Here is a 25,953-nt window from a genome sequence, read left to right on the forward strand (position 1 = left end):
AGTGTCCCGCTCTACTCGCGCCTCAGGGGACCTGAAGGCGCGAGCGAGAGCGGTTGCAGGAGACGAACACAGTTGGGACTCAGAAGAGTTGAGGTGAAGACGCAGTGGGTAGCGCCTTCGAGGTTAAGCAATGAGTTCTACGAACTTCCGAGATGATAAAACTTCGGATGAATCGAGTGTCAACCAAGAGGTGGCTGCGGAGAAGACGGACAGAGGCGCGGAGGCGGAAGATGCGTTCGCGGAAGACATCGTGGACGAGACGCCGGAGTTTCGGCCCAGTGTCGATCAAGAGACACACACGAAAGTCGAGACGAACCACCCGGAAACGGTGGTTGGACGTGAGGAGAACAAGTTCAGACACCTGCCGCTGGCACAGGAAGAGCGGATTCGGGCTCGAGAGGAGGAGCTCGAGTTGATCAGCGCAAAGGCGACGTTCGGAACGCAAGAGGGGCGAGAGAAGCGGACGCGAGAGGTCGTGGTCAAGCAGCGCCGAGAGCGGCGGGTTGAACGGGTGGATCCCCGTTCGGAGCTGGAGCAAGAGCAGTTGGCGGAGGTCAACACACAATCGGTGCGAATCACGGAGACGGTTCGTGGGGGTCCAAGCCGGGCGGCAGTGAGCCGTGGACTGGCGGAGAAGGTGACTGACGGGAAGTCGATGATCGACGCAACCCTCGAGGAGATGGAGGAAGTGAAGGCCGAGTCGGGCACGATCGTCGACATCGCAGATGTTCCAGAGGTGGAGGCAGGCGAGGTAGACGTGGAAGGCGAGGTTATCGAGTTGTGGGAACCCTCGAAGTCGTCGATCAGCCAAGTGGGACTGATCGCGGATGAGACCGAGAAGATGAAGTTCACGATCTGGGAGAACTCATACCAGACGACAGTGAGCGAGGGCGAGACGGTGCGGATCAGGAACGCGGCGAAGAACTGGCACAACGAGCGATGCAACCTGGCCGTGACCGGCTGGAGCCGCCTCGAGTTCCCCGAACGCGGGCAGTGGTGGACTCAGGAGTAGGCGAACCAGCTCTCTTTTTTGTGTGTCCGACCACACGCTCGCTTCGCTCGCGCCTCCCCAGCCTCCTCGCTTCGCTCCCTGTGGTCGCATCGCTCGTCCCTCGCACGTTCTGCGCGCTGAAGCGCGCAGTTATCGCGCGCCACCGCTGACGCGGTTAGGAGAGCATTGCAGAGACGTACAACCGGATAGCCCTCGCAGCAGCGAAGCAGGTGAAGAAGTGACTGTCGGTACTTCCCAATCGAGAATTCGGAAGCTGAGTTGAGTTGGTGTGAGGCGTTCAATCTCGGAGCGGTAGCTGAGTGAATTGGAGCGTCGGTCTGAATGAAACAGAGGCAGTGATGAGAGCGGGAGCCGAAGCGGTTTCTGACGAGTGCTGCTGCTGACGAATCGCTGGCCTGAGGCCGCGGGCTGACCGTCAGCCCGCGGCCGAGGCGTACGCGTCGGGGACGCCCACACCGTTCATCTCGATCTCCCACCGTCGCCCTAACTCTGCTTCGAGTTCGTGGCGGATCCAGTCACAGAACGTCGTGAACGTGAACTGCTCGGGCAGGTCGCGCCCGCCCCGCTGCGGGCGGGCGACGACCGCCCATCGCAGCACGAGCCACAGGTTCTCCAGCAGGAAGCTCACGATTACGAACGCAAACCGGACGAGAGGATCTTGTGTCGTCGTTGTTGCTCGCGCTTGGCGAAACAGGCGGTAACTCGTCTCTATTGCCGAGCGTTTCCGATAGCGGCGTTCGACCTGCGTGGGCGTGCGATCTCCGAGATCGCACGCCACGTATCCCCGCACGACTTCACCGTGCTTCCCACGGTCTCCGTTCTGATAGGAGACAGAAACCGCGAGCGGGAAGCGCAGTTCCCGCTCGCTGTCCTTGTACATGCGGTAGGAGGTCATATACGAGCAGTGCGTGGCGAGTTTGTCCTTCATCCGCTCACCCTTCTTTTGGACAGGGATCACCGTCGTCGCAAGGTCGCGTGCGCGACGAATCACCCGCTCGTTGTAGAAGCCGCGATCAGCGAGCAAGAGATCGATTTCGAAGGGAAAGGCGCCGACGCGGTCGAGGACGCGCTCGACCGCGTCGGCTTCCTTCTCGTCGCTGCGGACGTAGGTCAACGCCAATGTTACCGGCTTTCCGTTCGAGACGACATACGCGGTGCAGTAGCGGTGGCAGGTCGTGGTACCGTCGGTTGGCGTGGTTTTGCAGAGTTCACCACTGTCCTCGTTGGGAGATCCATGGTAAGGGTTATCGACGAAGTCAATGGAGACGATTCTCGACCGGTCAGGGTCGAGAATCGTCATGGCGAGGTGACGAAACAGGAGGTTTGTGGCCATTTCGAGCTTCTCACGTTGAAGCGTGTGCAGCCAGTCCATGACGGTATCGTCGCAGGGTGTGTCGTCCGTCTGGGACGTGACCTCCCAGACGGACGACCGGTTGACATTGGCCATGGTGACGACAGACCAGATATCGTCGGAATCGAGGGGCGAGCCCTCGATTCCTCGGATCGGAAGCTGTCCGATCACGTCAGCCGCTACATCTTTCACGTCTGCTGCCGAAAGAACACCGTCCGGTTCGGGTAGTTCTAACACACTTCTGAACCGGACATCTTCCTCAATCAGAGCGACGCTTCAGTTCCGCTGCTCACGCCGGTTGGGAAGTACCGACTGTTTAAGATCGCCCTCCTCGAGCGCACAGCCGGTGGTGTTGTTCGTCCCCAGAGGGGTAGAGGGACCAGAGATGGCGATATACGAACCAAAGGGACGATCACCGATCGCACAGACATCCGAGACGCCGATGGAGGACACATTAATGAGTCTGCCGACCCTCCGCTCAGATAGACGCCATGGCTACTGACCGTCGCAGTAACACCGTCAAAGACAAGGAGCAGCTCGCCACTCCCATCGGACTCTACGTCCTTGGCGAGATCTCGCTTGGGAAGGCCGCTGAACGAGCCGGTGTTACTCGCTGGGAGATGGAGGTGATCCTCCAGGAGGCCGGTGTTGAGCTCCAGCTCGGGCCGCAGTCCATGGACGAACTCGAAGACGAAGTCGATGTGGCGCTTGATATTGAATGAGTGAGGGCTTCGTGCGTCCTATTGTACTCGACGCAACAGTGCTCAGCAACTATGCTAGCACTGCTTCCGTCACCTGGTTGACGACGATACTCGATGATCTCCAGACAGCCCCCGCTGTCCGTACTGAACTGGAGCAGGGACATGAGGTAGGCTATGCGTATCTTGAACATGCACTCGACGCCATCGAGTCAGGGGATGTCGAGATCGCGGAGACCGCACCTGAGCAGCTCCAGCAAGACTATCCCGGAATTCTGGCTCGCCTCGATCGCGGCGAAGCAGAAGCGCTCGTGGCAGCGCACACAGTTGATGGCACCCTCGTAACCGACGACGGCGCTGCACGCACACTCGCCGGCGACTATGAGGTTGCGCTCACTGGCTCAATTGGCTTGCTCGTTCGCGGGGTCGTTCACGGCGATCTAAGCATTAAGAGGGCGGACGGGTGGCTCACGACGTGGATTGAGGAGCGGAATTATTATGCGCCGGTTGACAGTGTTGCTGCGGTCCTTCCTGAGGACGTCGAGGAGTAACCAGCCGTTCTGCTACCGGCGTCGGAGCGAGTCCTAAGTCCGGTCAGATATGATCCTCGCATCACCCATAGCAGCGACGAGGATGGAGACGAGACGGCTCTGAATGACTGCTCAGTTCGGCGCAATTGTGGCGGTGTTCGTCCTTCACGAGAGGGTGAGGGACCAAAGATGACTGTGACAGACAGCGAGCAGGATTCGCTTGTTGTTGAGTTTGCTCTGTGGAATAGGGGTACAGCGTTGGGGGAGGTGTGCGACAGCCACGAACGAGAGGTCGAAGGCCACCATCTCAGAAATCACGCTTCATTCTTGCCCCTAAGCCAGATAGGTACGCTATCCACAGCTACTAAATGAACCAGCCTCCGCTACAGTTTTCGGAGTTTGATTGAGTATTATAATATATTCAACAAGGAACAATATTCTACTTTCACAGTGCGAAAACATACAGTTCTCCATGGAAAGAAGTCAAATACAGGATCGTTGAATACTCTCGTAATATGGATGACCTCACCGGCTTCCAACGAGACCTCCTGTACGTGATCGCAGGTGCCGACCGCCCGTCCGGCCAAGATGTCAAAGAGGAGATAGAGGGGTACTATGAGAGCGAGATCAATCACGGTCGGCTGTACCCCAACCTCGACACGCTTGTCAACAAAGAGTTGGTCGAGAAGGGCGAACTCGACCGACGGACGAACTATTACGCGATCGGCGACGCAGGAGAGCAAGTGATCCAGGATAGACGAGAGTGGGAAGATCAGTACGTCGAGTTGTAGTGCATCCCATATTCGTTCGTTCGAGACCGTTGGAAATACCGACCATTTTACCAATGAGAAGGCTTATACTGGCAGAATTGAGTCTCCCCACTGTATGCCAAGTGAGAGAACAATGATAAATTACGTTACAGTAATAGGTCGTGGAGTACCATCCAACTACGAAATTAGCGTCGATGGTGATATCGAACCAGTTGAGGCTGACTCGCTTGAGAAAACCACAGTTGTCTCGGAACATGCTGTCGAGGGGACGATCGAAACCGGCGTCCATCGGTTCCAGTTTTCTGGGGAACTAGCGAATGTCCATGTTCTCGATTGGAACGGAACTCCAGCATCTGAATCACCGAGCACACCGGAAGTTCACATCGATTACGGTGTCCCCAACCGGAAGAACAACAGCTAGACTGGTAACGCGATCTCGGTTCACTAAATCCTAGGGAGTTGTATGAGAAAGTGCTTGTTGCTCGAGCGGTGGACCCATCTGCACGGCCTGGTTGTTTCCGGTAGATCCTCTTGCTGTGAGCGCAGCTGCTAGTCGCAGCCACGGTCCGACCGACGGATGATCGAGTACTCCTTGGGGATCCGGCGGCCAGAACAGCACACCACCGAGTGGGTCGTCGGGATCACCGTATCGCTCTGGCGGGAGGATTGTCTCGAGAAAGGCGTCGGCAGCGTCGAGGAGCGTCTGGTTCTCCTCAAGGATGGCCGGAACAACGGGATCGCGGCGTTCAGCAGCCGTCTGAAACGAGAGCGCCAGACGATATCCGTTCTCGTCAATACGGATGAGATCGAACGCCTCGAGCCGGTTGCGATAGTTCCGGATGGTCCGTGCTGAGACGCTCGCTCGGTCGGCGAGGTCACGCTGTGACAGGCGGTTTTCGGCTGTGAGAAGTACCTGAACGATTCGGCCAACTGTTGGTGGAAGATCGGCGAGCAACTGCTGGGGTTCGAGTGTTCCCAACGCGTAGCGGAGTTCGTCCAGCTGGAGCTCTCGGCTCCCGTCTTCGGTGGCGAGTTGGTACAGTGCTCGAGCAGCAGCGTACGGCGAGCTGACTACCGCCTGTAGCAGCGAAATGCTGTCTCGAGTTGGTCGGAGGTTCTTGGCCTGCAGGATCCGCGTCGCAGCCATCGCGTAGCCCGTTCGATCGACCGTCGAAAGGGAAACGTAGACCGCGAACTCGGGAGCGTCATCAGCGACTGCGGCTGGCGTCTTGAGTGCTTCCTCGAGGTATGGGTGAAGTCGGTGGACATCCTCACCGCGAACGACCACGGAACCGATGAGCGTCCCCAGCGGGTTGTCTGCATCAACAGTCGGTGTGAGTGCGGTGCGACGCTTTTCCTCACGAGACTCGAACAGTTGTCGGTACGAGGCAAACACACCGTATTTTCCCTGAACCGCGGCCGAAATACTGATCGAGGTTGCGAGCTCTTCTAGCGAATCAGTCTCGAGTCCCGACGGGACGCGAAGCTCTCGAACGATATCGATTTCGAGGGCATCGAACAGATGGATGATCGAGCCAGCAAGACCGTGAGCCGACCGCATAATCTCGCTGCGGAAGCGGTTGCGGTCCTCATAGTCGCCGGCGGAGAGTTTCGCGGTGAAATCCTCGAGGTCGGTCCCCCACTCGATGAACGCCTCACGGAGTGTCTTGGGATCCTCGAGTGCTTCATCGGAGAGTGCACCGATACATCGAGCGTCTCGCAAGATTGCTGGTGGATCCTCGAGTGACTCGAGATGGTTGTCAGTGAGCGCTCGGTTGAGCAATCGCGGCGAGGCTAACGCTGTCGCGAGACTCACCAGATACTGGAGGGGCCCACTTGCCCGAACGGCAACGACGGCTTCCTCGCGATCAGCGTCGAAACTGACGTATCGAGTATGGTCAGGAGCGTCCGTCTGGTCCTCGAATGGGGCCTCAACAAGGATGATCCCGCTGTCCTCTCCACAGCCAGCGGCGGCGGCATGCCCTGGACGGTCAAGGTAGGCCGTCCGGTAGGGGTTGCTGTCCTTACTTCCGCCGTTATCCCCCTCCCCTCGTGTGCGCGGGGTTACACGGCACTGTTGGGAGGATGTTCCGGTGTCGCTCACGGCCACCGAAAGTTCCTGTTGACGGCCGTATTGGGCGCCCAGCTGCTCGAGTAGCTGTCGGCCGTCCTCGAGCAACTCGACAGTCCGATCATCGGCAGGGCCGAACTCAGCGACCAGGCCAAGCTCAGTGAGCGAGTTCTCCTCGGAGACGAGCAGTTGGGAGATCCGACTCCGGTCGACGTCGTGCATCGCCCGCAACGCGTGCCGAGAGAGTGTTTCAGCGAGTTCGTTAGCGAGTTGCCGGAGGAGTTCGACCTTTCGGCCGTCCGGATCCAGCACCTCGAGTGCGTCGTCGACGCGGTCCCCAGTAGGGTGGTGTGTCTCTCGCCACTCGCTCACGCCGGGCAGATCTTCGCGGTGCTCTCGAGCGAGCCAGTGCTGGGTCCGTCCGGTTGCGATGACACGGACATCGAAGCCCGTTGCGAGGACGGCGAGCAAGCGACAGATCGACTCCCGTTTGCGCCGTGGGGCGTCCTCGAACGCACGGTCGATGGTGACCGCGAGCGTCGGTGGCTGATCATCGGGTATATGATCGGCGAAGAACTGCGCGGTCGTGAACAGGTCCTCGAGACTCGCATGGCCTTGTCCGAGCTTTGGTACGAGATCGGCGGCCAGCCGCCACGCGTCGCGACGGTTGCCGCGTGCGACCTCGAGGATCCGGGAGCGCAACCAGTAGGGGACGTTCTGCTCCTCGAGGGCGTCGTAACACTCCGGGACAGTCCGGCCATCAGCGAACCGGCGCGCGGCGCGGATGAACAGCTCTCGGATCGACTGCTGGGCGAACAGCTGGTCCCACACCGCCGAGACGGGATCGGTGGCGATCTCGAGGCTGGCTTGTGGGGACAGCGGTGGCTGTTGGGTCGGCGTAAGTCCCGCGTCGGTCACAGCGGGTTCACCTCGAGTGGGAGCTGGGGGCGTGGTGACTGGCGAGTGGAGTGGCGTGCCATCGAGTCCTGGAGTCGAGTGTAGAGAGTGCGGACAGCCGAGTGCAGTGGCTCACCAGCTGTCGGCGCGAGTGCGTGTTAGAGGCTCACCGATTCGGAGTGGGGATCGCCTCTGGTTCGGTGGCCCTGTTGGAGGGTGGACTCGAGTCGTGGATCTCGGGCTCGAGAGCGACGAATCGTGTCTGCTGGGTGGGCAGATCAGCACGGGTGCCGAGCCTGCACTCGGCGAGGAGTTCCGTACAGCCAAGTGTTGGCTCTGTGATGGTGTCGGGACTGCAGGCCACGCAGTAGGGTCGATGGATCGCCCAGCGATCGGTGTCGGCTGGGCGGGAGGCAAGGACGGTCACACGGTCGCCTTCGTACAGTCGGTACTCGCAGTGTTGGCACTTGGTGGTACCGTGGGGACCGACTGGGAACCCCTCGAGGAGTTGGGTGGGAGTGGTGACGACTTTCATCGGTTGTCACCTTCGAATGCGTCGAGGAATGCGGTTGTTAGGCTCGAGTAGGGGTGTTGGGTTGTGAAGCCCCGTTCGGCTTTGACGTACTCGATCCAGTCGTTGATGCGCTGGTCGCAGGTGTTGAGGTTGTAGCGGTAGGTGCGGTCGCTGTTATGGATGACGTGGACGGTTTCGTCTGTGGTGCGGTAGACGTGGTGTGCGTCCTCGGTATCAATGCCAACGAGGATGTAGTCTGGTCGGTGGTTGGTGCGACTGCGAGCCGAAACCGTTTCGGTCGTGCGTGATTGAATTGACATTGCTGGTTCCTACAGCACTTCGGCCGGCGTTGGCGCGCCGGTCGGCTTTTACAACCGATCAGTGCTTACTCTACAGTCCAACCGCTGGGTACTTAGATGTTACGTTGTAACACTCAATAGATTAACTATAGAAAAAACTATTGTAATAGCGGATGTATCATAAAGAGGATGGTACAACACATAGTCCAATCCGATATGGTCAACGAGAACTTCGAGCCGTCGGAGCGCCAAGAGAAGTTGCTATCTGTCCTCACGGAAGGGCGCGACTCTGGCGAACCGTGGGGCTATGCGACCGTTAAGCGATTCACCGAGGAAGCGGACCTCCGCAAACAGTACGTCAGCCGAGAACTCGAGGGGCTGCTCGGTGCCGGATGGGTCTCGAAGCCCTACCGCGGTCTTTACCGATTCGTAGAAGACCCTCGGGAAGACAATCCCGATAGGAGCTGATCAGACCTCGCGCCTCGAATGGCCATTCGAACTCGAGTGGCTGAAGATCTAGCGTGCCCGTGCAACGTGCATACCTAACGACGTTCGCGAGCAATAGGGGGAGAGTCCGCCCCATTCGGAACCATTTCCGATCTCAGAATCGACTATTACAATGCCCGCCCAGGGCGAGGTCCTGCCGTGATCCCCAGCATGGGAGGTCAGTTGTACCACTCTCCACCCTCTGGGGTTTCTCCGAGGACTATCGGCGTAAGGCTCAGATCGAAGCGGAGGCTCGAGTGCAGTAGCACAGTGTCAGGTCGCTCATGCTCGCGATCTCTTGGATCACGTGCGATGGGTGCTCGTTGTGGGCGTTTTGGATATCGTATTCACTCTTGATCAGGTGCATGAGCGCCGCGTCGATCACATCGGACGTCGGGATTCGTCGTCGAGCCTATCCATGACGATCTCCACGGGTCCTCAAGCAGCTGCTGTCGTTCCTCGGCTCATCGTCCGTTTCGTTGATCCCGAGATAAGTGGCTGTGCATACGAAAGTCGCAAAGGCGTCGGTTTCGAGTTGCTGACCGGGGGGTGAAACAAGACAATTGCCGGGCACCGCCGGCGCGATCGGCACCGAGCCCAGCGAGACTGACCCGGTTTATGCACATCAGAGTTCGGTTGAATAGGCAAACGCTCTTCCGTAGGAGATTGTTGATACAGCCCTCCGTAGAGGAGTTGTAACAGAAACTGATCGTCTGATCGCCCAACGACCGAATTCTAGTCTCGCTCAGTTCACCACAGAATCGCAAGATGGCTCTACATCAACAATGTGCTACACACCTATGAAAGCCTGCTACCCGACCAAACCACGTCTTCGTTCGTATAGTTTTGGGATAAGCTGTAGCATTTCCACTGAGAGTCGTCACAATCACCAGCCGGCGCTCTCATAACCTGTGTAATAATCACTCAGGCGGGGGACTTCTTGGAAGAGAGCAGTTGCTAACGCTAGCAGTAGCCGGCTGCCGAGGACCGCCGATCGGCGGTCCTCAGGCACTCACCCCTGGTGGATCGTAGGCTTCCTTCCGAGTGAGCATATGATAGATAGAGACCAGCAGTTTGCGAGCTGTTGCAACGATCGCTATCTGATGGTTCTTCCGCCGTTTGAGCCGAGCATAGAACCGTCCAAGATACGGATCGTTACATCTGTGAACAGCTGTGTGAACACACTGAACGAGAATCCAGCGTAAGTTTCCACTCCCACGTTTCGAGATTCCTCCTTCTGTCCGCGAGTCACCTGACTCGCGGACGACCGGATCCAGTCCGGCGTAGCTGACGACCTCTTTTGCTTCGTCAAACCTCCCAATCTCACCAATTTCAGCGGTGATCAGCAGCGATGAGTAAAAACTGACGCCAGGAATCGTCATTAGGAGCTGCGTCTCCTCCAGAGACGCAGCGATCTCTTCGATTAGGTCCTCAATTGCCTCAATCTGAGCAGTGAGTTCGTCGATCACTGTGAGAAATGAGACCAACAATTTCTGCGCAACGATTCCAATCGAGAGATCCTCGCCGACGAGGATCTCTCGACCCTCTTCGCTAAACGGATCCCAGTCGTAAGCGGTTCCTTGCTTGTCAAGGAGTGAGTGGACCTCGTTCTTGAAATCGGTGCGTTTCTCAACTAACTTCTTCCGGCCGCGCACAAGTGCGCGGCGCTCTCGCAACTCTTCAGATGGGACGTAACTCGTGGCAATCATGCCGGCTCGGCGAAGCTGCTCGCGCAGCTTCGCGTCGAGTCGGTCGTTTTTCACTTCGGCTGTTCCGATTGCCTTTATCTGTCGTGGATCGGCAACGACGACATCAAGATACTGATCAAGTGTGTCGTAAATCGTGTAGTAGTTACTGGTAGCTTCAATCGCTGCTTGTGAGCCAGCGTATTGCTCAGCGATTTCGTCGAGATTCGCGTTTTCGACGCGAATCTCTTCGACAACCTCGCCATCGTCGTCCAAGACAGCAATGTACGATTCGTCTTTGTGGATATCGATTCCGAGGTAGTTCATGGTTCTCTGAGGAATGGTAGTGCATGGAGTAGAGCGACACCTATTCGAGGTCGTCGCCCGACTGCCCGGGAAGGCAGTCGGGCTTGGCCTCATGATGTGGCTTCCTTGGCACGTCGGCCAATCAAGAGCACGCGCTTTGTTGCGCCTGTGAAGCATCGGCCTTTGCCACCCCATTCTTACTCCATGCGCTGAGGTCTTAGCAGGCTTTCATCGTATCAAGAGCGTGGCGAGTATATGGTCGACGCTACGCAACGACGACTTGCTACGTGGGAGCCAGACGAGACTCGAAATATAGAATCGGAGATGTAGGATCTCACACTAGAGATCCTCTTTGCAACACTCTTTGGGCGCGAATTTCCTCCGGGGGAAGGCGACGATCTCCGCGCAGCATCGGATGGGCTCAATAAATGGTTCGCGCCGACGTCCTGGCTCTTACCGAACTGGATTCCGACACTATCACGACGGGAGTTCGGCAACTCAGTAAAGCGTCTCCGAACGGAAGTTCGGTAACTGCTTGCAGAATACAGTACGGATTCGGAATGAGCGAATAGCACACAGCCGAATCACCTCCACCAAGAGACGCTCTTATCGAAGCTCCACGAGGCACGCGAAGCAAGTGGCCAAGACCATCTGAGCACGGAGGAAGTCGAAGACCAGATGCTCACGATGATCTTTGCTGGGTACGAAACCACCGCCGCGCCGCTCGGATTCGCCTGGTACTCGCTGGCGATGAATCCTGATATTCGGCAAGTGTTCCACGACGAACTCGACGCTGTTTTGGGAGATGAACCACCGACACCGGAAGACATCGCAAACCTCGATCTCACAAACCGAATCGTCACCAAGACTCTCCGACTGTACCCGCCCATCCATACGATCCCCGGGAGACAACTCGGGATATCCAGGTCGATGGCTATCGGATTCCGGCCGACGAGGAAGTTCATCTGTCCATTATCTCGACTCATCGTGATGAGCAGTTCTACGACGATCCCCTGTCATTCCGGCCTGATCGGTGGACAGATGATTTCGAAGAGGAACTCGCTGACCACGCGTTCATCCCGTTCGGAGGGGGTCGCCGGATGTGTACCGGTCGGGAGTTTGCTCGCCTCGAGGCGACGCTCGTGTTGGCGACGATCGGCCAACAGTGGACCCTCGAGTGGGCTGGTAAGGATCCGACGATCACGATCGAACCAGAGATCACTACGCAGACGAAGAACGGTCTGCCGATGCAGATTCGGCAGCGATAGGCAAACACAATACACAGGTCGTTCCATCCTAATCAACCGTAATACGGCTAAAGTCGGTGTTCTCCTCGGAGACAAGAGATATGATTTAGTATAGCATCTGCTTGTTTGGCGCGTTGTACTGATTCTTGGTCATGTCTGACCTTTGGTAAACTTCGGTCCGACTCACTAACTCCAGCGCGAACCCGTGAAACTTCCGCACCACACCGCGCTCGCGTGCGTAGTACCAGCGCCACCCGATCTCAGGGTTACGATACCGAAGAACCTCGTTACTCGCGAACCCTGCCAGCGGGTCATCTGTCTGTAGCGGTCCAAATACTATTTGTTAAATATGAGAATAATATGGATGGGTGTTATCCCGACATGCGGCACTCTCGAATAGGCGAGACTATAGTAGATATTAGAAATAATTACTCATATTTGGGACCGAGAGTTGGTCGAGAGCGGTGTCGATCGCTGTTGTAAGCTCAGTAAGTGACCCAAAGAACCGATTACTGAGAGCCGTTTGTAGCTGTCTCCAGCACTCTTCGACCGGATTTAGTTCGGGAGAGTACACCGATAACGTGACGAACGCAAGGTCGTCACGGGCCGCCAGGTCCGTGACGGCCGACGCCTGAAAGTACGGTGCTCCATCGAGCACCACGATCAAATCATCTTTGAACTCTTTGCATAACGCGAGAATGAAATGTTTTGCGTGTTCGGCGGTCACGTACTCTTCGAACCGAGAGAAAAAGCGCTCACTGTCCTCGGTGATCGCGCCCAAAAGGCACGTCCAGTCGCGTTGGCCGGAGAATTCGATAGACGGCCGCGTGCCGCGTGGTTTCCGCGCGGCACGCGGCTCGACTTGGACGGATTTCTTGGTTTGATCGATACAGACTACTGTGGCGTCCATCTCCCGCCGCTTTTTTGAGTTCCTCGCGGAACGTCTCTTGGTCGTCAGTATCAGCTTCGGCGGCTGTACGGCGTGGTTTTTGATGGCTCAATCCCGCTTCTTTGAGCAACCGCCGGCAACTTGGAATTGAGTATTTGACGTCGTACGTTTCGTCGAGATACTGCTGGACGAGTGTCGGCGTCCACGCCGGCGCGTCGATACCGACTTCTTCGGGCGATTTGTGGACAGCTTCTTCAAACTCTTTTTGAACTTCTTCTGAGGGTTTCTGTTTTCTCTCAGATTGATGAGCATCAGTTACGGCACGCTCAAGCAACTCGTCGGTGTCGAGTCGCTTGAGCCAACTATAGATTGTCCGTCGCTGAACGTCGTACCACTTGGCTAGTTCAGCCTGCGTGACGCCGTTTTTGTACGCTATTGCCGCTAAGATCCGTTGTGTCGGCTTCTTTCCCTCCACGTTGTCGAGGGCCTCTTGCAATTCCTCAACAGAGATCTCGTCAAGATGATCCACTACGTTTCGCAACAATTTCTGAGTAAAAAGTTCTAACGGTTACTATAGAAGGAGCATAGTATATGGTGGTTTTTACAACCATACAGATGTAAAAATTCTCGAGTTCGTGCTGTGCCATCGCCCCTCACATCACTGTCCAGGATTGTCGAACGGAATTGTCGAGCACTCATTAGAACGGGAGTGAATGACTGGGAAATTATGGTAGACTGTCTTTGTTCGTTACCGTTCGCACCAATTCTTTGTAATCAACCGGTTGAATGTTCCGACGAAACGTGCTCTCGACAGCAGTGAAATGCTACCACTCCCACTTACTCGCTCGTTCGAGTTTGAAACGGCTGTTCGCCCGGCATAGTGGTTGATTGTCTGATAAGACGCGACCTTGTTCGATATATCTGGGCGGTTCTGAGAGGCAACGACCCACAAGACGATGGAGCGCAGCAAGGAACCGGCTCACCGCTGCATCATAATTTCGATCTCATTCGCGGCCGCGAGTATCTTCCCGGCCACTTCGTCCTTGAGACGGTTTCGCGTAATGCGGTTAGCCGGCCCAGCCACGGCGATTGACGCGATCACTTCCTCGTCAACCAAAATAGGTGCGCCCACTGCGCGCGTGCCGACGTTCGCTTCCTGTTCGTTGACGGCGTATCCGCGTTCACGCGTCTTTTCCAGCTTCTCGTAGAGCGTTTGCCGTGCGGTGATCGTGTTTGAGGTCTGTTTCGGGAGACCGTGCCTGTTGAGTATCTCTTCGATACGTTTGTCGGGAAGGTACGCGAGAATTGCCTTCCCGGACGCAAGGCCATGGAGCGGCATTCGGGTGCCGAGTCGCCCGTGCGTCTGGACGCCTCGATCTCCGAGTACATGATCAACGTATACCGCTTGTCCATGTTCCTCGACGACGAGGTAAACTGCCTCGCTAGTGTCCTCGGCCAGTTGTTTGACCGTGTTCCGTGCAACGTTGACGACTCGGATCCTGTTCCGCTCGATCATCCCGTAATCGAGGAACTTGAGACTCAATGAGTATCCCTCCGTGGTGTGGACGACGTACTCCAGATCCTCCATCGTCGCAAGGTATGTGTGAGCCGTACTCTTCGCGATATCCATTTCATCTGCGAGCTCTCGAGAGGTGGCTGAGTCCCGCTCGCAAAGTATCTCGACGATCTCTGAGAATCGGGAAATCGACTGAATTCGTCCTGGGTTAGCCATGAGTAACTAGCCGTTCACTTCAACCGCCTAAATAGTATCGGTTCGTCCACTAATACCGGACGATTAGACGGAGTCCAACTCGCATCGAACCGACGTCACTCGGCTCAGAACAGTGACTTGGAATTGTCTCGAAGCTCGCCAAGAACATTTGAGGACCAGCGTGTTTCAGTACCGATGCCTTCCGATCCATAGTTCGACTGAATAGCTGTTTTCGATCCGTATATATTGGAACAGCCACCGCTCTCATTTGGAGATTCCAAAGATACTTATGGGACCTCACTGATATCCCGGTGTATGCCAGAAATTGACGTAGGAGAGACACACGTAACCTGTTCGACGGAAGACGTATCTGAAGGTTCGCCCACTGTCGTCGACATCGACGGAACCGACGTAGCGATTTTCTACGTGAACGGTGATTACCAGGCGATCAAAAACACGTGTCCGCACCAGGGCGGCCCACTCGCCGACGGAAAAGTCGAAAACGAATGTGTCTACTGTCCCTGGCATGGCTGGGAATTCGACCTTGAGTCTGGAGAACACGCCCAGGGCGCCGCGACGGCCGAGACCTACGACGTTCACGTCGAAGATAACAACATCTACGTCCTCTGAGACGGACGGCGATCGGATCGACTCTCGCTGAACGATCGTGAACAGTAGCCATTTTCGGCACTATTTTGGCGACGGTTGGTACGGACAACGGTGTGATTCGGAGGGAGTGATCGAAGCGAGGTCGATCCGTCTGATCCGTCCGACGACCGATCGAAGATTGCGACCCAGTTTGTGGTCCCTTTATACCAGCCACCGAAACATTAATTACCATGTGGGAAGCGAGTTTAACGTGATGGACTCGACAGTTATTGATTGCGAAATCCACAGTAGCGAGTCGGCAGCCGACATCCGCGAATACATCGCGGACGACGAGGTTAGAGAGATGGAGGAATCCGGCTATCTCGCCGGTCCTGACGAATGGGGACCGGTCCAGTGGGACGGCTGGGATCGAAGTCACGGCGGACGAAGCGAAGTCAACATCCACTCGGAGCTGGGGGTGGCAGAGGACTTCGACGAGTTCCGAGAAAAATTAGGAATCGACAAGGTGGTCTTCTCGCCGGGCCAGTTTCGACTGACAACGATTCAGGATCAGGACACTCTGGTCACATACATGAAGGCGCTGAACAGCCTCATCGTCGATCGGTTCGCCCGTGACGACGGCACCTATTACGCCAAAATGTACGTCCTCGGGGACCATCCCGAAGAGAGCGCGGCGGAAATCGAACGAGTCGGTGGTGAGGACGGAATCGTCGGCATCATGATCACTGACGTCGGGCCCACCCAACCAATGGGCGACAAGAGCTATGAACCGATCTACGAGGCTGCCGAGAAATACGACCTCCCGATCATCCTCCACTCGACGACCGGGATCGTCCCCGGCTTCCCGATCGCTGGGATGCAGCCGAAGAACTTCGCTGAGTTCCACACTCTTGCCCATACCGTCCCGAAGCTGTGGCATGCCAATAGCCTCATCGTCCGGGGTGTTCCTGAACGCTACGACGTCGATTTCGGCTTCTGGGAGGGCGGTCTCTCGTGGGTCGCGGGGCTAGCCGAGCGACTCGATCGGGAGTACCTCGAGCGTAGCGACGAGTTCGCCGACCTATCAAAGATGCCTAGTGAGTATCTTTCTGACTTCTACTATGGCACTCAGCCGCTGCCGGAAGAAGCTACGAGTATGGTTGACGTCGCCGATCTTATGGAGCGGGGTAACCTTGAAGACCAACTTGTCTATACGTCGGACCATCCACACCAGGACTTCGACGCACCGACGGCCGTGGAGAACATCGAAGGGCTGGACGAGCGTCAGCGGGAGAAGATCCTCGGAGAAAATGCAGCGCGACTGTTCGGAATCTGAACCGGCAGCGCTCACCGATGAGAACACCAGTGATATGACGTAGGATGGATTTCGGTAGAAGCGACCGGTGTCACGTCCCTCGGCAACGGTCACTTCGGACCTTGGAGACGACCGACTAACAGTGACAAAAATAACTAGGATTATATAATTAAACAAAATAATTATTTTTAATGACGATTTTTGTCCTGTCAGATCTTATCGATATTCTGCCCCTCTGAAACCATAAATTTATATAATAGCCCTTCATTTGACCCCCTGTGAGGATGAGAAGCATGGACAGACGGACTGTATTGACAACAATAGGAACGGCGTCGATAGGGAGTATCGCGGGTTGTACGCGAAGCGACGACGAAGCCTCTGTGACCGAGTTGCGATTGGCCGTTCCACCGGAGGGGTCATCGCCGTACGTCATCTATTCACAGGCACATTCAGGCTTAGAGGACATGCTACCGGGTGAGGGGCTCATCTCGCTCAAACCCGGCAATGGTCACTGGGTAGCGACCGATTCGCTCATCGACGGCGCGATTGAATTGGCGGAGGTCGGCGCGAATACCTTCCACGCCGCCTACAACGGTGTTGATCCATACGAGGAAAAGCACTCGCAGTTACGGACGATCTACGGCGGAAGCGTCGAACTCCCGTTCGGTATGGCTATCACCGAAGAGTATCGAGATGAGCATGGCGTTGAGTCCTTGGAGGCCATCGTCAATAACGAACTTGCCCTGGACTTCGCTACCTACCCGGAAGGAACGACGGGTGAATTCTTCCTCCGGCAGTGGCTCAGTCTCTACGACGCGACGATCGACGACCTCATCAACTGGGGCGGGAGCTGGAACCCTGCTCCGGGTAGCGACATCATTTCAATGTTTGATGCGGGTGAACTCGACGCATGGGTCCATGTCATGCCACAGGGGCATCCCGACTGGACGCAGTTGACGCAATCAAACAACTTCTACTACATCGGCGTCGGAGACGGGGTGGTAGAGGAGTTCAAGGAGTACAATTATCTGCCCTACACCGTCGAGAGAAGCGATGAAGCATGGCAACAGACCCTGTCCGGAATCGAAGATCAGGGAGACATGGACACCGTGAGATTTTACGGTGCGCTCGGGACCACGGAAGAGCTGGGCGATGAGGTCGCCTATTCACTCGCGGAGGCAATGCACGAGATGAGCGGTGATATCGCAGAAGCCGTCCCCGCGTTCAATGCTGCATTCGACGAAGAAAGCGTAACGGACGACGTGAAGCTCGGAGCCCCACTTCACAACGGGGCTCAGAACTATTGGGACGAAGCCGGTCTGCTTTAATCCCCATCCAAAAAATGAATCGAGATTATATCGCCTTTTGGCTGGGTGTCATTTGGGTTCTGTTCCAAGTCACATCACCCATTATTGGAATACCGCACGGTTTATTACTGACAGGTCATGTGTTATTCGCGTTCAATTATATATTCCTGAAGTTCCCGTTGAAACTCGGGAATAGATATTTCGGATATATCATAGATGTGTCATTGGTGATCGGGACGACGCTCTCGTTCGGGTATTTGATGCTGAATTACCGAACGGTCGTCGGTCGCGCAGTTGTCGGAGAAGTATCGATGTCCACAATGATTCTAGGTGTGATCGGCGTTATCATCGTTCTCGAAGGGACCCGTCGGTTGTTAGGAATCATCTTTCCTGCGATCGGACTAGCGATGTTTGTGTATCTCTTTCTTCCGAACACTTACGTACCAATATTCATCCCATTGACGCCCCAAGTCGATATGGCCCAAGCCATGTCGCAGATCTACTTCTCGACCGGCGGTATTCTCGCGGCTCCAATCTTGGTCATGGCCAGATACGTATTCCTGTTCATTCTCATGGCCGCGTTCTTGATCGAATCCGGCGCCGTCAACCATTTCTACTCAATGGCGACCTCTCTGACTGGACGAATGGCCGGTGGCGGTGCGAAAACAGCGGTTGGAACCAGCGCGCTGATCGGTTCCATCAACGGCAGCGCCGTCGCGAACGTTGTGACGACCGGCTCAATCACCATTCCGTTGATGAAAGACACCGGTTACGATAATGACGACGCAGCGGCGATCGAATCACTGGCTTCTACCGGCGGACAAATCCTCCCGCCCGTTATGGGAACGGCAGCATTCATTATGGCGCATATCGCCGGGATCCCATACCCACGAATCGCCATCGCAGCGGTGATACCGGCGCTCCTGTTCTACATCGGCGTATATTCCATCGTTCACTTCATCGGTGCTCGCGAGGGCATTGGCACACTTCCCGACGAGGAAATTCCTGCGTTCGGAGGGTCGTTCAAGCGCGGCTTCTGGCTGTTCATCCCGTTTGTCGCCATAATCGGCGCGCTCACCATCTGGCCGTACGCGATCCAAAACGTCGCACTCACAGGCGCCGTGGTGGCCGGAATCGTCGTATACATCTCACCGGAGATGGATTTCGGCCGCGATGAGTTCGTGGAAGTCCTGAAAACGACGCCGAGGATGACTGTGAAGGCGACAGCACCGTCTGCACTCGCCGGGATCATCCTCGGACTGGTAACCCTTACACTCGTGGACGTTCGCCTCTCATCGTACATCAGTTCTTTCGGTGGCGAAGCAATCATATTGACCGCTTTCCTCGTCGCAGTGACCGCCATTATCATGGGGATGGGAATGCCAACCGCGGGTGCGTACATCGTCGCCGCAGCGGTCGCCATTCCCGGACTGATCAACATTGGAGTCGCAACGCTCCCAGCGCACCTGTTCGGTCTCTACTTCGCCGTGGTATCGATGATCACGCCCCCAATCTGTATCGCCGTCTTCGCAGCAGCAGGTGTCGCTAATTCGAACGTCATGCGAACGGGAGTCAAAGCCTTCGCTTACGGGCTACCAGCCTACCTCATCCCGTTCGCGTTCCTCCTCAACGATGATCTGCTCTTAGGAGTCGGAGATCCGACTATGACGGTGGTCTGGTTCCCGTTAGCGGCCGCCGGAACGATCGCTATCGCTGCGGGAATGACCGGCTATTTCCTGACTCCTGTTCGTCTTCCAGAACGTTTAGTGCTTCTCGCGAGCGGGTTGTTCATGCTCTTCCCGACAATTAACACGTACGTCCCGGTGATTGGACTAGTGGCGGTTCTCTTCCTCTTATTATTCCGGAAGAGAGATTATATACGAGACGCCGCTTCTCGAACACAGCGAATAAAAGCCGACGATTAGCCGATGAATTTCCCTTCTTGGGGAACGCCTGACCGTTGTTCACCGACATCTGCTTCGTAAGATCGCTAGATATCGCTTGATTTCGTCATTTCACTTTCCCTACCGACGGTTGAAAACTGAGATACTGCGGTCGATCCTACGAATATCGTACGTGTTACCCCGCAGGCTCGACAACCGGCGCAACCTGATCTCATGAGATCATCTTGTTATCGCGGACAACTCGCGTGAATTCGTCGTAGGGGTTGCGTCCCTGCTGGCGACGTGGCGCCAGCAGGGACAAGATCGTCTCGTGAACGAACATCCCCTGGTCGTTCCGGAGTGTCCCGATGATCTTCCGCAACACGACCGGTTCACGAAGTGCGTTCTCTGCGGCGTTATTCGTCGGTGAGCCAGTAGTCGAGTCCCCTCAAGTTTCCCGAGAAGAGTTGCTACTGGTCCGTCGGGCACTGACTGGTCAATCACTTCTTCTAGCCCTCTGCATCCTATCCGGTGGGTTTCTGCTCTCTCACGCTGCGACAGGTCGGTCTCCAGCCGAGTCTGGAGTCCGACGTACAACTGTTTGAGATCACGGTAGATCGGGACCGCCTCGTCCTGCTTCGTGGCCGCGTCTTCAGCTTCTCGGAGAATGTGTGCCCAGCACCGCTGGAGATTGCTGCTGAAGGCCGGATAGGCCGTCCATCCGTCACAAATGACCGTTCCCGCGAAGTCCTCACCGAGGACTTCCGCGGGAACATCACTCCCACGACTCTCTCTGACCGCGTACAACGTGTGCTGGGCGGGTCCTAAACGTCCAGATCCACGCTTGCTCACCGTTGCGTTTGACGCCTGTTTCGTCAATGTGAACCACGTCAGCGTCTTGGATCTCTTCCATCCACGATAACCGCCCCTTTAGCCATTTTCTCTTCATTGACGTAGGTTTCGGCTCCGGGCGTCGTTCCCTCTCGTCTCATGAATTCCTTCTTGATCGTGAACTCTTCGTCCCCGTCAGGGAGGTAATCTTCCGTCAGTCCGTCTTTGAGTTCAGATGGTACGTCTGCGAGCCTCGCGATGAAAGAGATGGACTCAGCTTCTCGCTTATGAAAATGATCGTTCGACGGTTTGTCTCCCTCAAGGGCACTGTCTAGTTTAGCACCTCTGCTGGCGTCTGTCTGTTGAGTGACTGATGTGGTCGTTGTGTGTTGTAGTAGTGTACGAACTGTTCAAGCCACTCTCTGACACTCGCCCGACTGCCCACCCATGAGTTATGGAAGCGGTCAACCCGTATTTTGAGAGTATGAAACCACTTTTCGATGTGGTTTCGATCGACATAGTCGAGGTGACCGCTCAACCCTACTCGGGAGAGGGCAGTCAGATAGCCTGCACCATCGACGAGAAACTCGGCCTCGGAGAGATCGTGTTTCTCGGCAAGTCCATGCAGAAACGCAGCAGCTGGATCGGTGCCTCGCCGACCAAAGAGTGCGACATCCAGGATGAACTTTGTGTCAAGGTCTATTGCAGCGTACATCCAAGATCGGTCGCCGTTAATCTTGACAGCGGTTTCATCAACCGCGACCCGCGACGGCGAAGCCGTCGGCGGGTCTGGTACGCTGTCAGCCAGCCGATGTACCCAGTGCCAGATTGCTTGATGAGAGCGTTCAACGCCGAGTGAGCGAAGAATTGCTTGTGTCTCTCGAAGCGAACAAGGTTGCGTGGAGCTGGACGGCGAACGCCCTGACGGGCGTCGCCGTCCGCTCACGCTCCCAACATTCATCAAATTCCGCCGCGTAGCTCTCGCTGAGCAGGTCTGCGAGCGTCATTCCAAACCAACTCTACGACCTGCTCACTTCTCAAACCGCGCTAACTAGTACCGTCCCAAACGTGGACAGTCTAGGTTATCTCCTTTGAGAGCGTCTCTATACACATGGGACGAAAGAAGCACGTTGTCGATCTCTCTGACGAGGAGCGGAACGAGCTGAGGGAGTTCGTCTCGAAAGGCGAACACAGAGCCGAAGCGATCACCCGAGCAAAAATTCTCCTGAAGGTCGACGAGGGGCTCACAGATCCGACGATCTGTGAGCACCTCGATTGCTCGATCGCCACGCCCTATCGCACACGCAAAGCGTACTCTGAGAGAGGGCTTGCGGCGATCCACCGCCGCAAGCCCAACCGAGACTACGAACCGAAACTCGACGGTCGAGCTGAAGCCCACCTCGTCGCACTTGCCTGTTCGGAGCCTCCTGAAGGCCGAACTCGCTGGACGTACGCGCTTCTTGCTGACCGCCTCGTTACCCTCGAGGAGATCGAGTTCGACTCGATCTCCGAGGAAACCGTCCGACAGCGGTTAAAAAAACGACCTGAAGCCACACCGCTCTGAGTACTGGCTTATTCCGCCCAAAGAGAACGCAGAGTTCGTCTATCGGATGGAAACGATCCTTTCTCTCTACGAAGAGCCGTACGACGAGACCCGTCCAGTCATCTGTTTCGACGAGTCCAGCAAGGAACTTCGCAAGCACGTCCGCGACCCGCTCCCGGCGTCACCGGGAGCGGTCGCTCGAACAGATCACCACTACGAACGCAATGGGAAACGAATGCTTCACCTGGCGACTGAGCCGTTAACTGGCCGGTGTCGTCTCCATGTGACTGAACGACGGCGGACCTGTGAATGGATCGACTGTATGCAGGCGATTGCCGACGACTACCCGGATGCGGTCTGCATCCGGGTAGTCTTGGACAACCTCAGCACGCACAATCCGGCTGCCTTCTATCGGTTCTTCCCGCCCGAGAAAGCACGCGAGTATCTCGATCGTTTCGAGTTCTACTACACGCCCACGCACGGAAGTTGGCTGAATATGGCCGAACTCGTCTGGAGCACGCTCCAGACCCAGTGTCTCAACCGCCGAATTCCGAACGCAGCGACCCTCCAGTCGGAGGTCGCTGCGTGGGAAGCTGAGCGCAATAAGTTGAATGTCACGATCAACTGGCAATTCACAAACGAGGACGCTCGAACGAAACTACACCGGCTCTATCCGACTATCGAGGAGGCTGAGAACTAGTCACTCGACGGTTGGGACAGTACTAGACGGTGCCCCCTCAAGAAAGATGTGGAGAGCTTCGAGAAAAGACGATTTGCCAGCATCATTTTCCCGATGAACGTCGTCATGTCACCGATATTGATTGGCTCCGAATCGCGAATAGGTTTGTAATTTTTCACCTCAAATGTGTCAATCGTGATTGTTGACATCAGGAATTGTGACATCTCATGAAGACGGTATAATTCTTTGGTAGTGATCTATCCTCTATCTCGTTCTGACCGGGGAAAAGGGCTTGGTGAAGAACAGAGGTGCTGTTTCGTTAAGCGTGAAAAGTGAGGCGGTACGATTTCGTGGTGTCCATGCCAAAAATCGACCGTCTCAGCGGGTGTAGCGACTGGATTGATTTGTGTTTTGTGGAGCGAGAGCGGACACCGCGTCAGCTAATGGAGCTCGGTATTCGCCTCCATCTTGCTGGTCTCTCGCTTTCGAATACCGTTCGAGAATTAGAGAAGTTCGGTGTCGAGCGCAGTCGCAAGGCAGTCTATGATTGGGTTCACAAATGTGATCTACAGCCAGCGGTTGACGAGGAACCGAATCACGTTGCGCTTGACGAGACGGTGATTCAACTCGACGACCATCGCTATTGGCTGTACACTGCTGTCGATCCAGAAACGAACAATATCCTCCATATACGGCTGTATTCGACGACTACGACCGCGTTGACAGAACGGTTCCTGCGGGAACTCACTGAGAAACATGACCTCGACGATGCCGTGTTTCTCGTCGATGGAGCAAAAAATTTCCAGACTGCACTCCGTCGATCTGGACTCCGATTTCAATACGAAAAACATGGAAATCGGAACAGTTCTGAACGTGTCTTTCGTGAGATAAAACGACGTACCTCTTCGTTCTCAAATTGTTTTAGTCATGCACAACCATCAACAGCAGAATCGTGGCTCCAAGCCTTCGCCGTCTGGCACAATGCTACAAACTAAACACGACCGTATAGACAATTCCTACAGCCATGATTGATTCCTCTTCGAGGTTTGCCCAGATATACCTCAATTTCCTCAGTTACCGGGAAAAGCTGTAGTAGCTTTTTACTTAATATACATCCTGTTGATAATTATCTTAGACTAAGGAATGGTAAATCATACCAAGCAAGACGAGAATAAGGACCAATCGAATCGCACCAGTGACGACACAGAGACAGCAAAGCAGTCCACCTGGGGATCCACCCGCCGCACAGTATTAGGCGGCCTAGCAACTATGACTGCTGGCTCACTGTTCTCAGCAGTTGCTACAGCCGGGAACCAAGACGAGGTACCAGCTCCGAAAGTAATGGGGCCGCTCTCCGGCCAACCGATGACGGGTGCCGTCCATGACGTAAGCGAACACGGATACATCGAAGAAGAATACTTCGTCCAAGGGAAGGCCCGACCGCTCGGACCTGTTAACCCGTACCCCATCGATCAACGAGAGAGTCCATCAGAGAAACCCGCACCCTACCGGACACGTGTCCTCATCTATCGGCCAGCATACGATCGTGGCTTCAACGGAACACTTGTTGCCGAGTGGCCGAACGTCTCTACCGGACGGGACGCACCTGTCACGTGGATCAATACGTTTGACTACGCGATGCGCGAAGGATACGCGTTCGCGGTCGCCTCATCACAGAAGGTAGGGGTCGATGACTCGCATACTGATCAGGACTTGAAGACCGCACAACCTGATCGGTACGGCAGCCTTCACCACCCGGGCGACGAGTACTCCTATGATATCTTCGCCCAAGCGATTCAGGCACTGACAAGGAGTTCAAATTCGAAGCCCGGTCATACCAGCAAGAAACGAAAGAGCAATGCCCCGTTACGCGACTTAGACGTGGAGCGGGTTGTCGCCACAGGGATGTCACAGTCCGCGCAGTACCTTCGATACTATATCAATAACATCCAGGCTGAGCAAGACCTGATAGATGGCTTCCTGCCGTTCGTGACAGCAGAGACGCCGGCAGATCAGGACGATATCTGGGATGATCTTGCCCCGGTGATGTGGGTGATGAGCGAAAGCGAAGCCAACCAGGTACGTCGGGAAGACTCTGGCCTGTTCCGGCTCTGGGAGGTCTCCGGTGCATCCCACATCAATTACTGGCTGGTGCATTGGGCACAGGCGATGGATGCGCGAGACTTCGGCGAAGACAATCCGCCGTGGAATCGAATGATCGCCGGCCAGTACGGTCAACGCGCAGAAGGAGATCCGGGGACTAGCTATGATGTATGCGGTGTGAATTACTTCCCAATGCGGTACGCGTATCGGGCAGCGATGGACCAGTTGCAGGATTGGCTTATCGAAGGTGAGGCTCCGCCGAGCGCCCCGCGAATTGAGCGGACGGTCGCTGATGATGGTTCTGTGACGGTTGCAAGAGATCAGTATGGGAACGCGAAAGGCGGTCTCAGGCTTCCTGTGCTTGATGTGCCGCTGGTCTACTATGACATAAGCTGTGGTACTTACGGGAGTACACACCGTCTTGAGGAGGAGACGATCAATAGCTTGTACTCTGACCGACAGGCGTACATTGAGGAGTTAGAGTGTGCTGTTGATGAAACAGTTGATTCAGGATACCTGTTAGTCGATGATGCGATGGATCTGCTCCGTAGGGCGCAGAGGGCTGATGTAACCGTCTAGATATAATTTTCTACCTCCAACCCAGTTTCCTTATTCATGTCTACTGGAGGTTTGTTACCACACTTGACTTCCCTCTGTACTCCCACTATAGTCCTTCATGCCTTGACTACAAAACCCCTCTCTCCAAACAACTACAGGGTTTAAAAAGATACATTATCCTTACATTCACCGGCTCTATTTTTAAGACCGAGGCTCAACGAGACAGAGATCGTGTCAAGGACATCTACTCTAATCTCACCAGGCAATTAGACCAAATATACCACATAACAGATGGTAAACTACTGGACAGTTTAAAGTGCTCCGGGAGGTGCATGATACTACATGGCATTCGAAAGAACACGGAGGGACATACTCAAAACTGGAGCAACCCTCACTGGGATACAGTCGCCAATCGCCTGGTGTCAAGATGGCGACGCATCCGCTGCAAGATTTCAGAGTGCCGCTCGGGATATGGCTGTTAAGAACCGAGACAAATATGCAAAAGCCAAGAAACAATTCTCACCGAAGTATTGGACGGAAATCACGCAAGAAGAAGCAACAGAGGCAATTAAGGTTTTCGTCCCTGACTATCAAGGCGCTACAATAGAAGTGCTGGATCTGGCTACGAAAACAAGTCCTGGTGCAACAGGAACTATTCTCTTGGATGAGATTGAGTCTTC

Annotated in this window: 20 protein-coding genes and 4 pseudogenes; 14 read left to right on the forward strand and 10 right to left on the reverse strand. The window is 55.5% G+C overall.

Features of this window, described 5'->3' with window-relative positions:
- The first annotated feature begins 130 nt into the window (after positions 1 to 130).
- Complete coding sequence (locus tag PGX04_RS04570; RefSeq protein ID WP_273737423.1) at positions 131 to 1,012, forward strand: DNA-binding protein; 882 nt, start codon at positions 131 to 133, stop codon at positions 1,010 to 1,012.
- 415 nt (positions 1,013 to 1,427) lie between these two features.
- Here PGX04_RS04570 and PGX04_RS04575 read toward each other — a convergent pair whose 3' ends face one another.
- Positions 1,428 to 2,600 (reverse strand): ISH3 family transposase, encoded by a 1,173-nt coding sequence (locus PGX04_RS04575; protein ID WP_273737424.1) that lies wholly within the window; start codon positions 2,598 to 2,600, stop codon positions 1,428 to 1,430.
- A gap of 254 nt (positions 2,601 to 2,854) precedes the next feature.
- Between PGX04_RS04575 and PGX04_RS04580 the strand changes: the two genes are divergently transcribed.
- From PGX04_RS04580 to PGX04_RS04595, 4 genes are all read left to right on the forward strand, one after another.
- Entirely contained in the window at positions 2,855 to 3,085 is a 231-nt protein-coding gene (locus PGX04_RS04580) for a UPF0175 family protein (RefSeq protein ID WP_273737425.1), read from the forward strand.
- Entirely contained in the window at positions 3,082 to 3,612 is a 531-nt protein-coding gene (locus PGX04_RS04585; protein ID WP_465263792.1) for a PIN domain-containing protein, read from the forward strand. The genes PGX04_RS04580 and PGX04_RS04585 overlap by 4 nt, the downstream gene beginning before the upstream one ends.
- 494 nt (positions 3,613 to 4,106) lie before the next feature.
- Positions 4,107 to 4,382, forward strand: coding sequence for a PadR family transcriptional regulator (locus PGX04_RS04590; RefSeq protein WP_273737427.1), 276 nt, complete (start codon positions 4,107 to 4,109; stop codon positions 4,380 to 4,382).
- A gap of 94 nt (positions 4,383 to 4,476) precedes the next feature.
- Positions 4,477 to 4,782: a hypothetical protein gene (locus PGX04_RS04595; protein ID WP_273737428.1), complete on the forward strand. Its 306-nt coding sequence runs from the start codon at positions 4,477 to 4,479 to the stop codon at positions 4,780 to 4,782.
- A 30-nt stretch (positions 4,783 to 4,812) separates the two neighbouring features.
- On the opposite strand, the gene PGX04_RS04600 is transcribed toward PGX04_RS04595, so the two are convergent.
- The 3 genes from PGX04_RS04600 to PGX04_RS04610 form a co-directional block, all read right to left on the reverse strand.
- Positions 4,813 to 7,350 carry an HTH domain-containing protein gene (locus PGX04_RS04600; protein WP_273737429.1) on the reverse strand — a complete coding sequence of 846 codons (2,538 nt, stop codon included), beginning with the start codon at positions 7,348 to 7,350 and terminating at the stop codon, positions 4,813 to 4,815.
- A gap of 145 nt (positions 7,351 to 7,495) precedes the next feature.
- A complete protein-coding gene (locus tag PGX04_RS04605) occupies positions 7,496 to 7,864 on the reverse strand; it encodes a DUF8112 family protein (RefSeq protein ID WP_273737430.1) in 369 nt (122 codons plus the stop codon).
- On the reverse strand, positions 7,861 to 8,163 hold the full coding sequence (locus PGX04_RS04610) for a hypothetical protein (RefSeq protein ID WP_273737431.1): 303 nt from the start codon (positions 8,161 to 8,163) through the stop codon (positions 7,861 to 7,863). Before PGX04_RS04610 ends, PGX04_RS04605 begins: the two co-directional genes overlap by 4 nt.
- A gap of 168 nt (positions 8,164 to 8,331) precedes the next feature.
- On the opposite strand from PGX04_RS04610, the gene PGX04_RS04615 reads away from it, so the two are divergent.
- Positions 8,332 to 8,610, forward strand: coding sequence for a MarR family transcriptional regulator (locus tag PGX04_RS04615; protein WP_273737432.1), 279 nt, complete (start codon positions 8,332 to 8,334; stop codon positions 8,608 to 8,610).
- Between the two features lie 253 nt (positions 8,611 to 8,863).
- Here the strand turns inward: PGX04_RS04615 and PGX04_RS04620 are convergent, their stop codons facing one another.
- On the reverse strand, positions 8,864 to 9,013 hold the full coding sequence (locus PGX04_RS04620) for a DUF7386 family protein (RefSeq protein ID WP_273737433.1): 150 nt from the start codon (positions 9,011 to 9,013) through the stop codon (positions 8,864 to 8,866).
- Between the two features lie 619 nt (positions 9,014 to 9,632).
- Complete coding sequence (locus tag PGX04_RS04625) at positions 9,633 to 10,640, reverse strand: IS110 family RNA-guided transposase (RefSeq protein ID WP_273737434.1); 1,008 nt, start codon at positions 10,638 to 10,640, stop codon at positions 9,633 to 9,635.
- Positions 10,641 to 11,270: 630 nt separating this feature from the next.
- On the opposite strand from PGX04_RS04625, the pseudogene PGX04_RS04630 reads away from it, so the two are divergent.
- A pseudogene (locus PGX04_RS04630) lies at positions 11,271 to 11,887 on the forward strand (cytochrome P450).
- A 397-nt stretch (positions 11,888 to 12,284) separates the two neighbouring features.
- Here PGX04_RS04630 and PGX04_RS04635 read toward each other — a convergent pair.
- A protein-coding gene (locus PGX04_RS04635) for an IS630 family transposase (RefSeq protein ID WP_273737435.1) occupies positions 12,285 to 13,284 on the reverse strand; the annotation gives its coding sequence in 2 pieces (ribosomal slippage) (positions 12,285 to 12,792 and positions 12,791 to 13,284; 1,002 coding nt in all).
- Positions 13,285 to 13,734: 450 nt separating this feature from the next.
- A complete protein-coding gene (locus tag PGX04_RS04640; RefSeq protein ID WP_273737436.1) occupies positions 13,735 to 14,487 on the reverse strand; it encodes an IclR family transcriptional regulator in 753 nt (250 codons plus the stop codon).
- Positions 14,488 to 14,781: 294 nt separating this feature from the next.
- On the opposite strand from PGX04_RS04640, the gene PGX04_RS04645 reads away from it, so the two are divergent.
- The 4 genes from PGX04_RS04645 to PGX04_RS04660 all read left to right on the forward strand — a co-directional run bounded on the left by PGX04_RS04645 (position 14,782) and on the right by PGX04_RS04660 (position 19,601).
- On the forward strand, positions 14,782 to 15,096 hold the full coding sequence (locus PGX04_RS04645) for a Rieske (2Fe-2S) protein (protein ID WP_273737437.1): 315 nt from the start codon (positions 14,782 to 14,784) through the stop codon (positions 15,094 to 15,096).
- 232 nt (positions 15,097 to 15,328) lie between these two features.
- The gene (locus PGX04_RS04650; protein WP_273737438.1) at positions 15,329 to 16,390 is read left to right on the forward strand and encodes an amidohydrolase family protein; all 1,062 of its coding nucleotides are present in this window, start codon (positions 15,329 to 15,331) and stop codon (positions 16,388 to 16,390) included.
- 272 nt (positions 16,391 to 16,662) lie between these two features.
- Positions 16,663 to 17,697, forward strand: a complete 1,035-nt coding sequence (locus PGX04_RS04655) for a TAXI family TRAP transporter solute-binding subunit (RefSeq protein ID WP_273737439.1) — start codon at positions 16,663 to 16,665, stop codon at positions 17,695 to 17,697.
- A gap of 14 nt (positions 17,698 to 17,711) precedes the next feature.
- Complete coding sequence (locus PGX04_RS04660) at positions 17,712 to 19,601, forward strand: TRAP transporter permease (RefSeq protein ID WP_273737440.1); 1,890 nt, start codon at positions 17,712 to 17,714, stop codon at positions 19,599 to 19,601.
- Between the two features lie 190 nt (positions 19,602 to 19,791).
- On the opposite strand, the pseudogene PGX04_RS04665 reads toward PGX04_RS04660, so the two are convergent.
- Positions 19,792 to 20,466 (reverse strand): annotated as a pseudogene (locus PGX04_RS04665) (IS66 family transposase); the annotation flags it as partial.
- Positions 20,467 to 20,721: 255 nt separating this feature from the next.
- Positions 20,722 to 21,397, reverse strand: a pseudogene (locus PGX04_RS04670) (IS6 family transposase).
- A 104-nt stretch (positions 21,398 to 21,501) separates the two neighbouring features.
- Between PGX04_RS04670 and PGX04_RS34395 the strand changes: the two are divergent.
- The 3 genes and pseudogenes from PGX04_RS34395 (at position 21,502) to PGX04_RS04690 (ending at position 25,294) form a co-directional block, all read left to right on the forward strand.
- Positions 21,502 to 22,633 (forward strand): annotated as a pseudogene (locus PGX04_RS34395) (IS630 family transposase).
- Positions 22,634 to 22,971: 338 nt separating this feature from the next.
- Positions 22,972 to 23,607, forward strand: a complete 636-nt coding sequence (locus PGX04_RS04685) for an IS6 family transposase (protein ID WP_273737442.1) — start codon at positions 22,972 to 22,974, stop codon at positions 23,605 to 23,607.
- Between the two features lie 274 nt (positions 23,608 to 23,881).
- On the forward strand, positions 23,882 to 25,294 hold the full coding sequence (locus PGX04_RS04690; RefSeq protein WP_273737443.1) for an alpha/beta hydrolase domain-containing protein: 1,413 nt from the start codon (positions 23,882 to 23,884) through the stop codon (positions 25,292 to 25,294).
- Positions 25,295 to 25,953: the final 659 nt, after the last annotated feature.

This window comes from Natrinema soli (assembly GCF_028618695.1).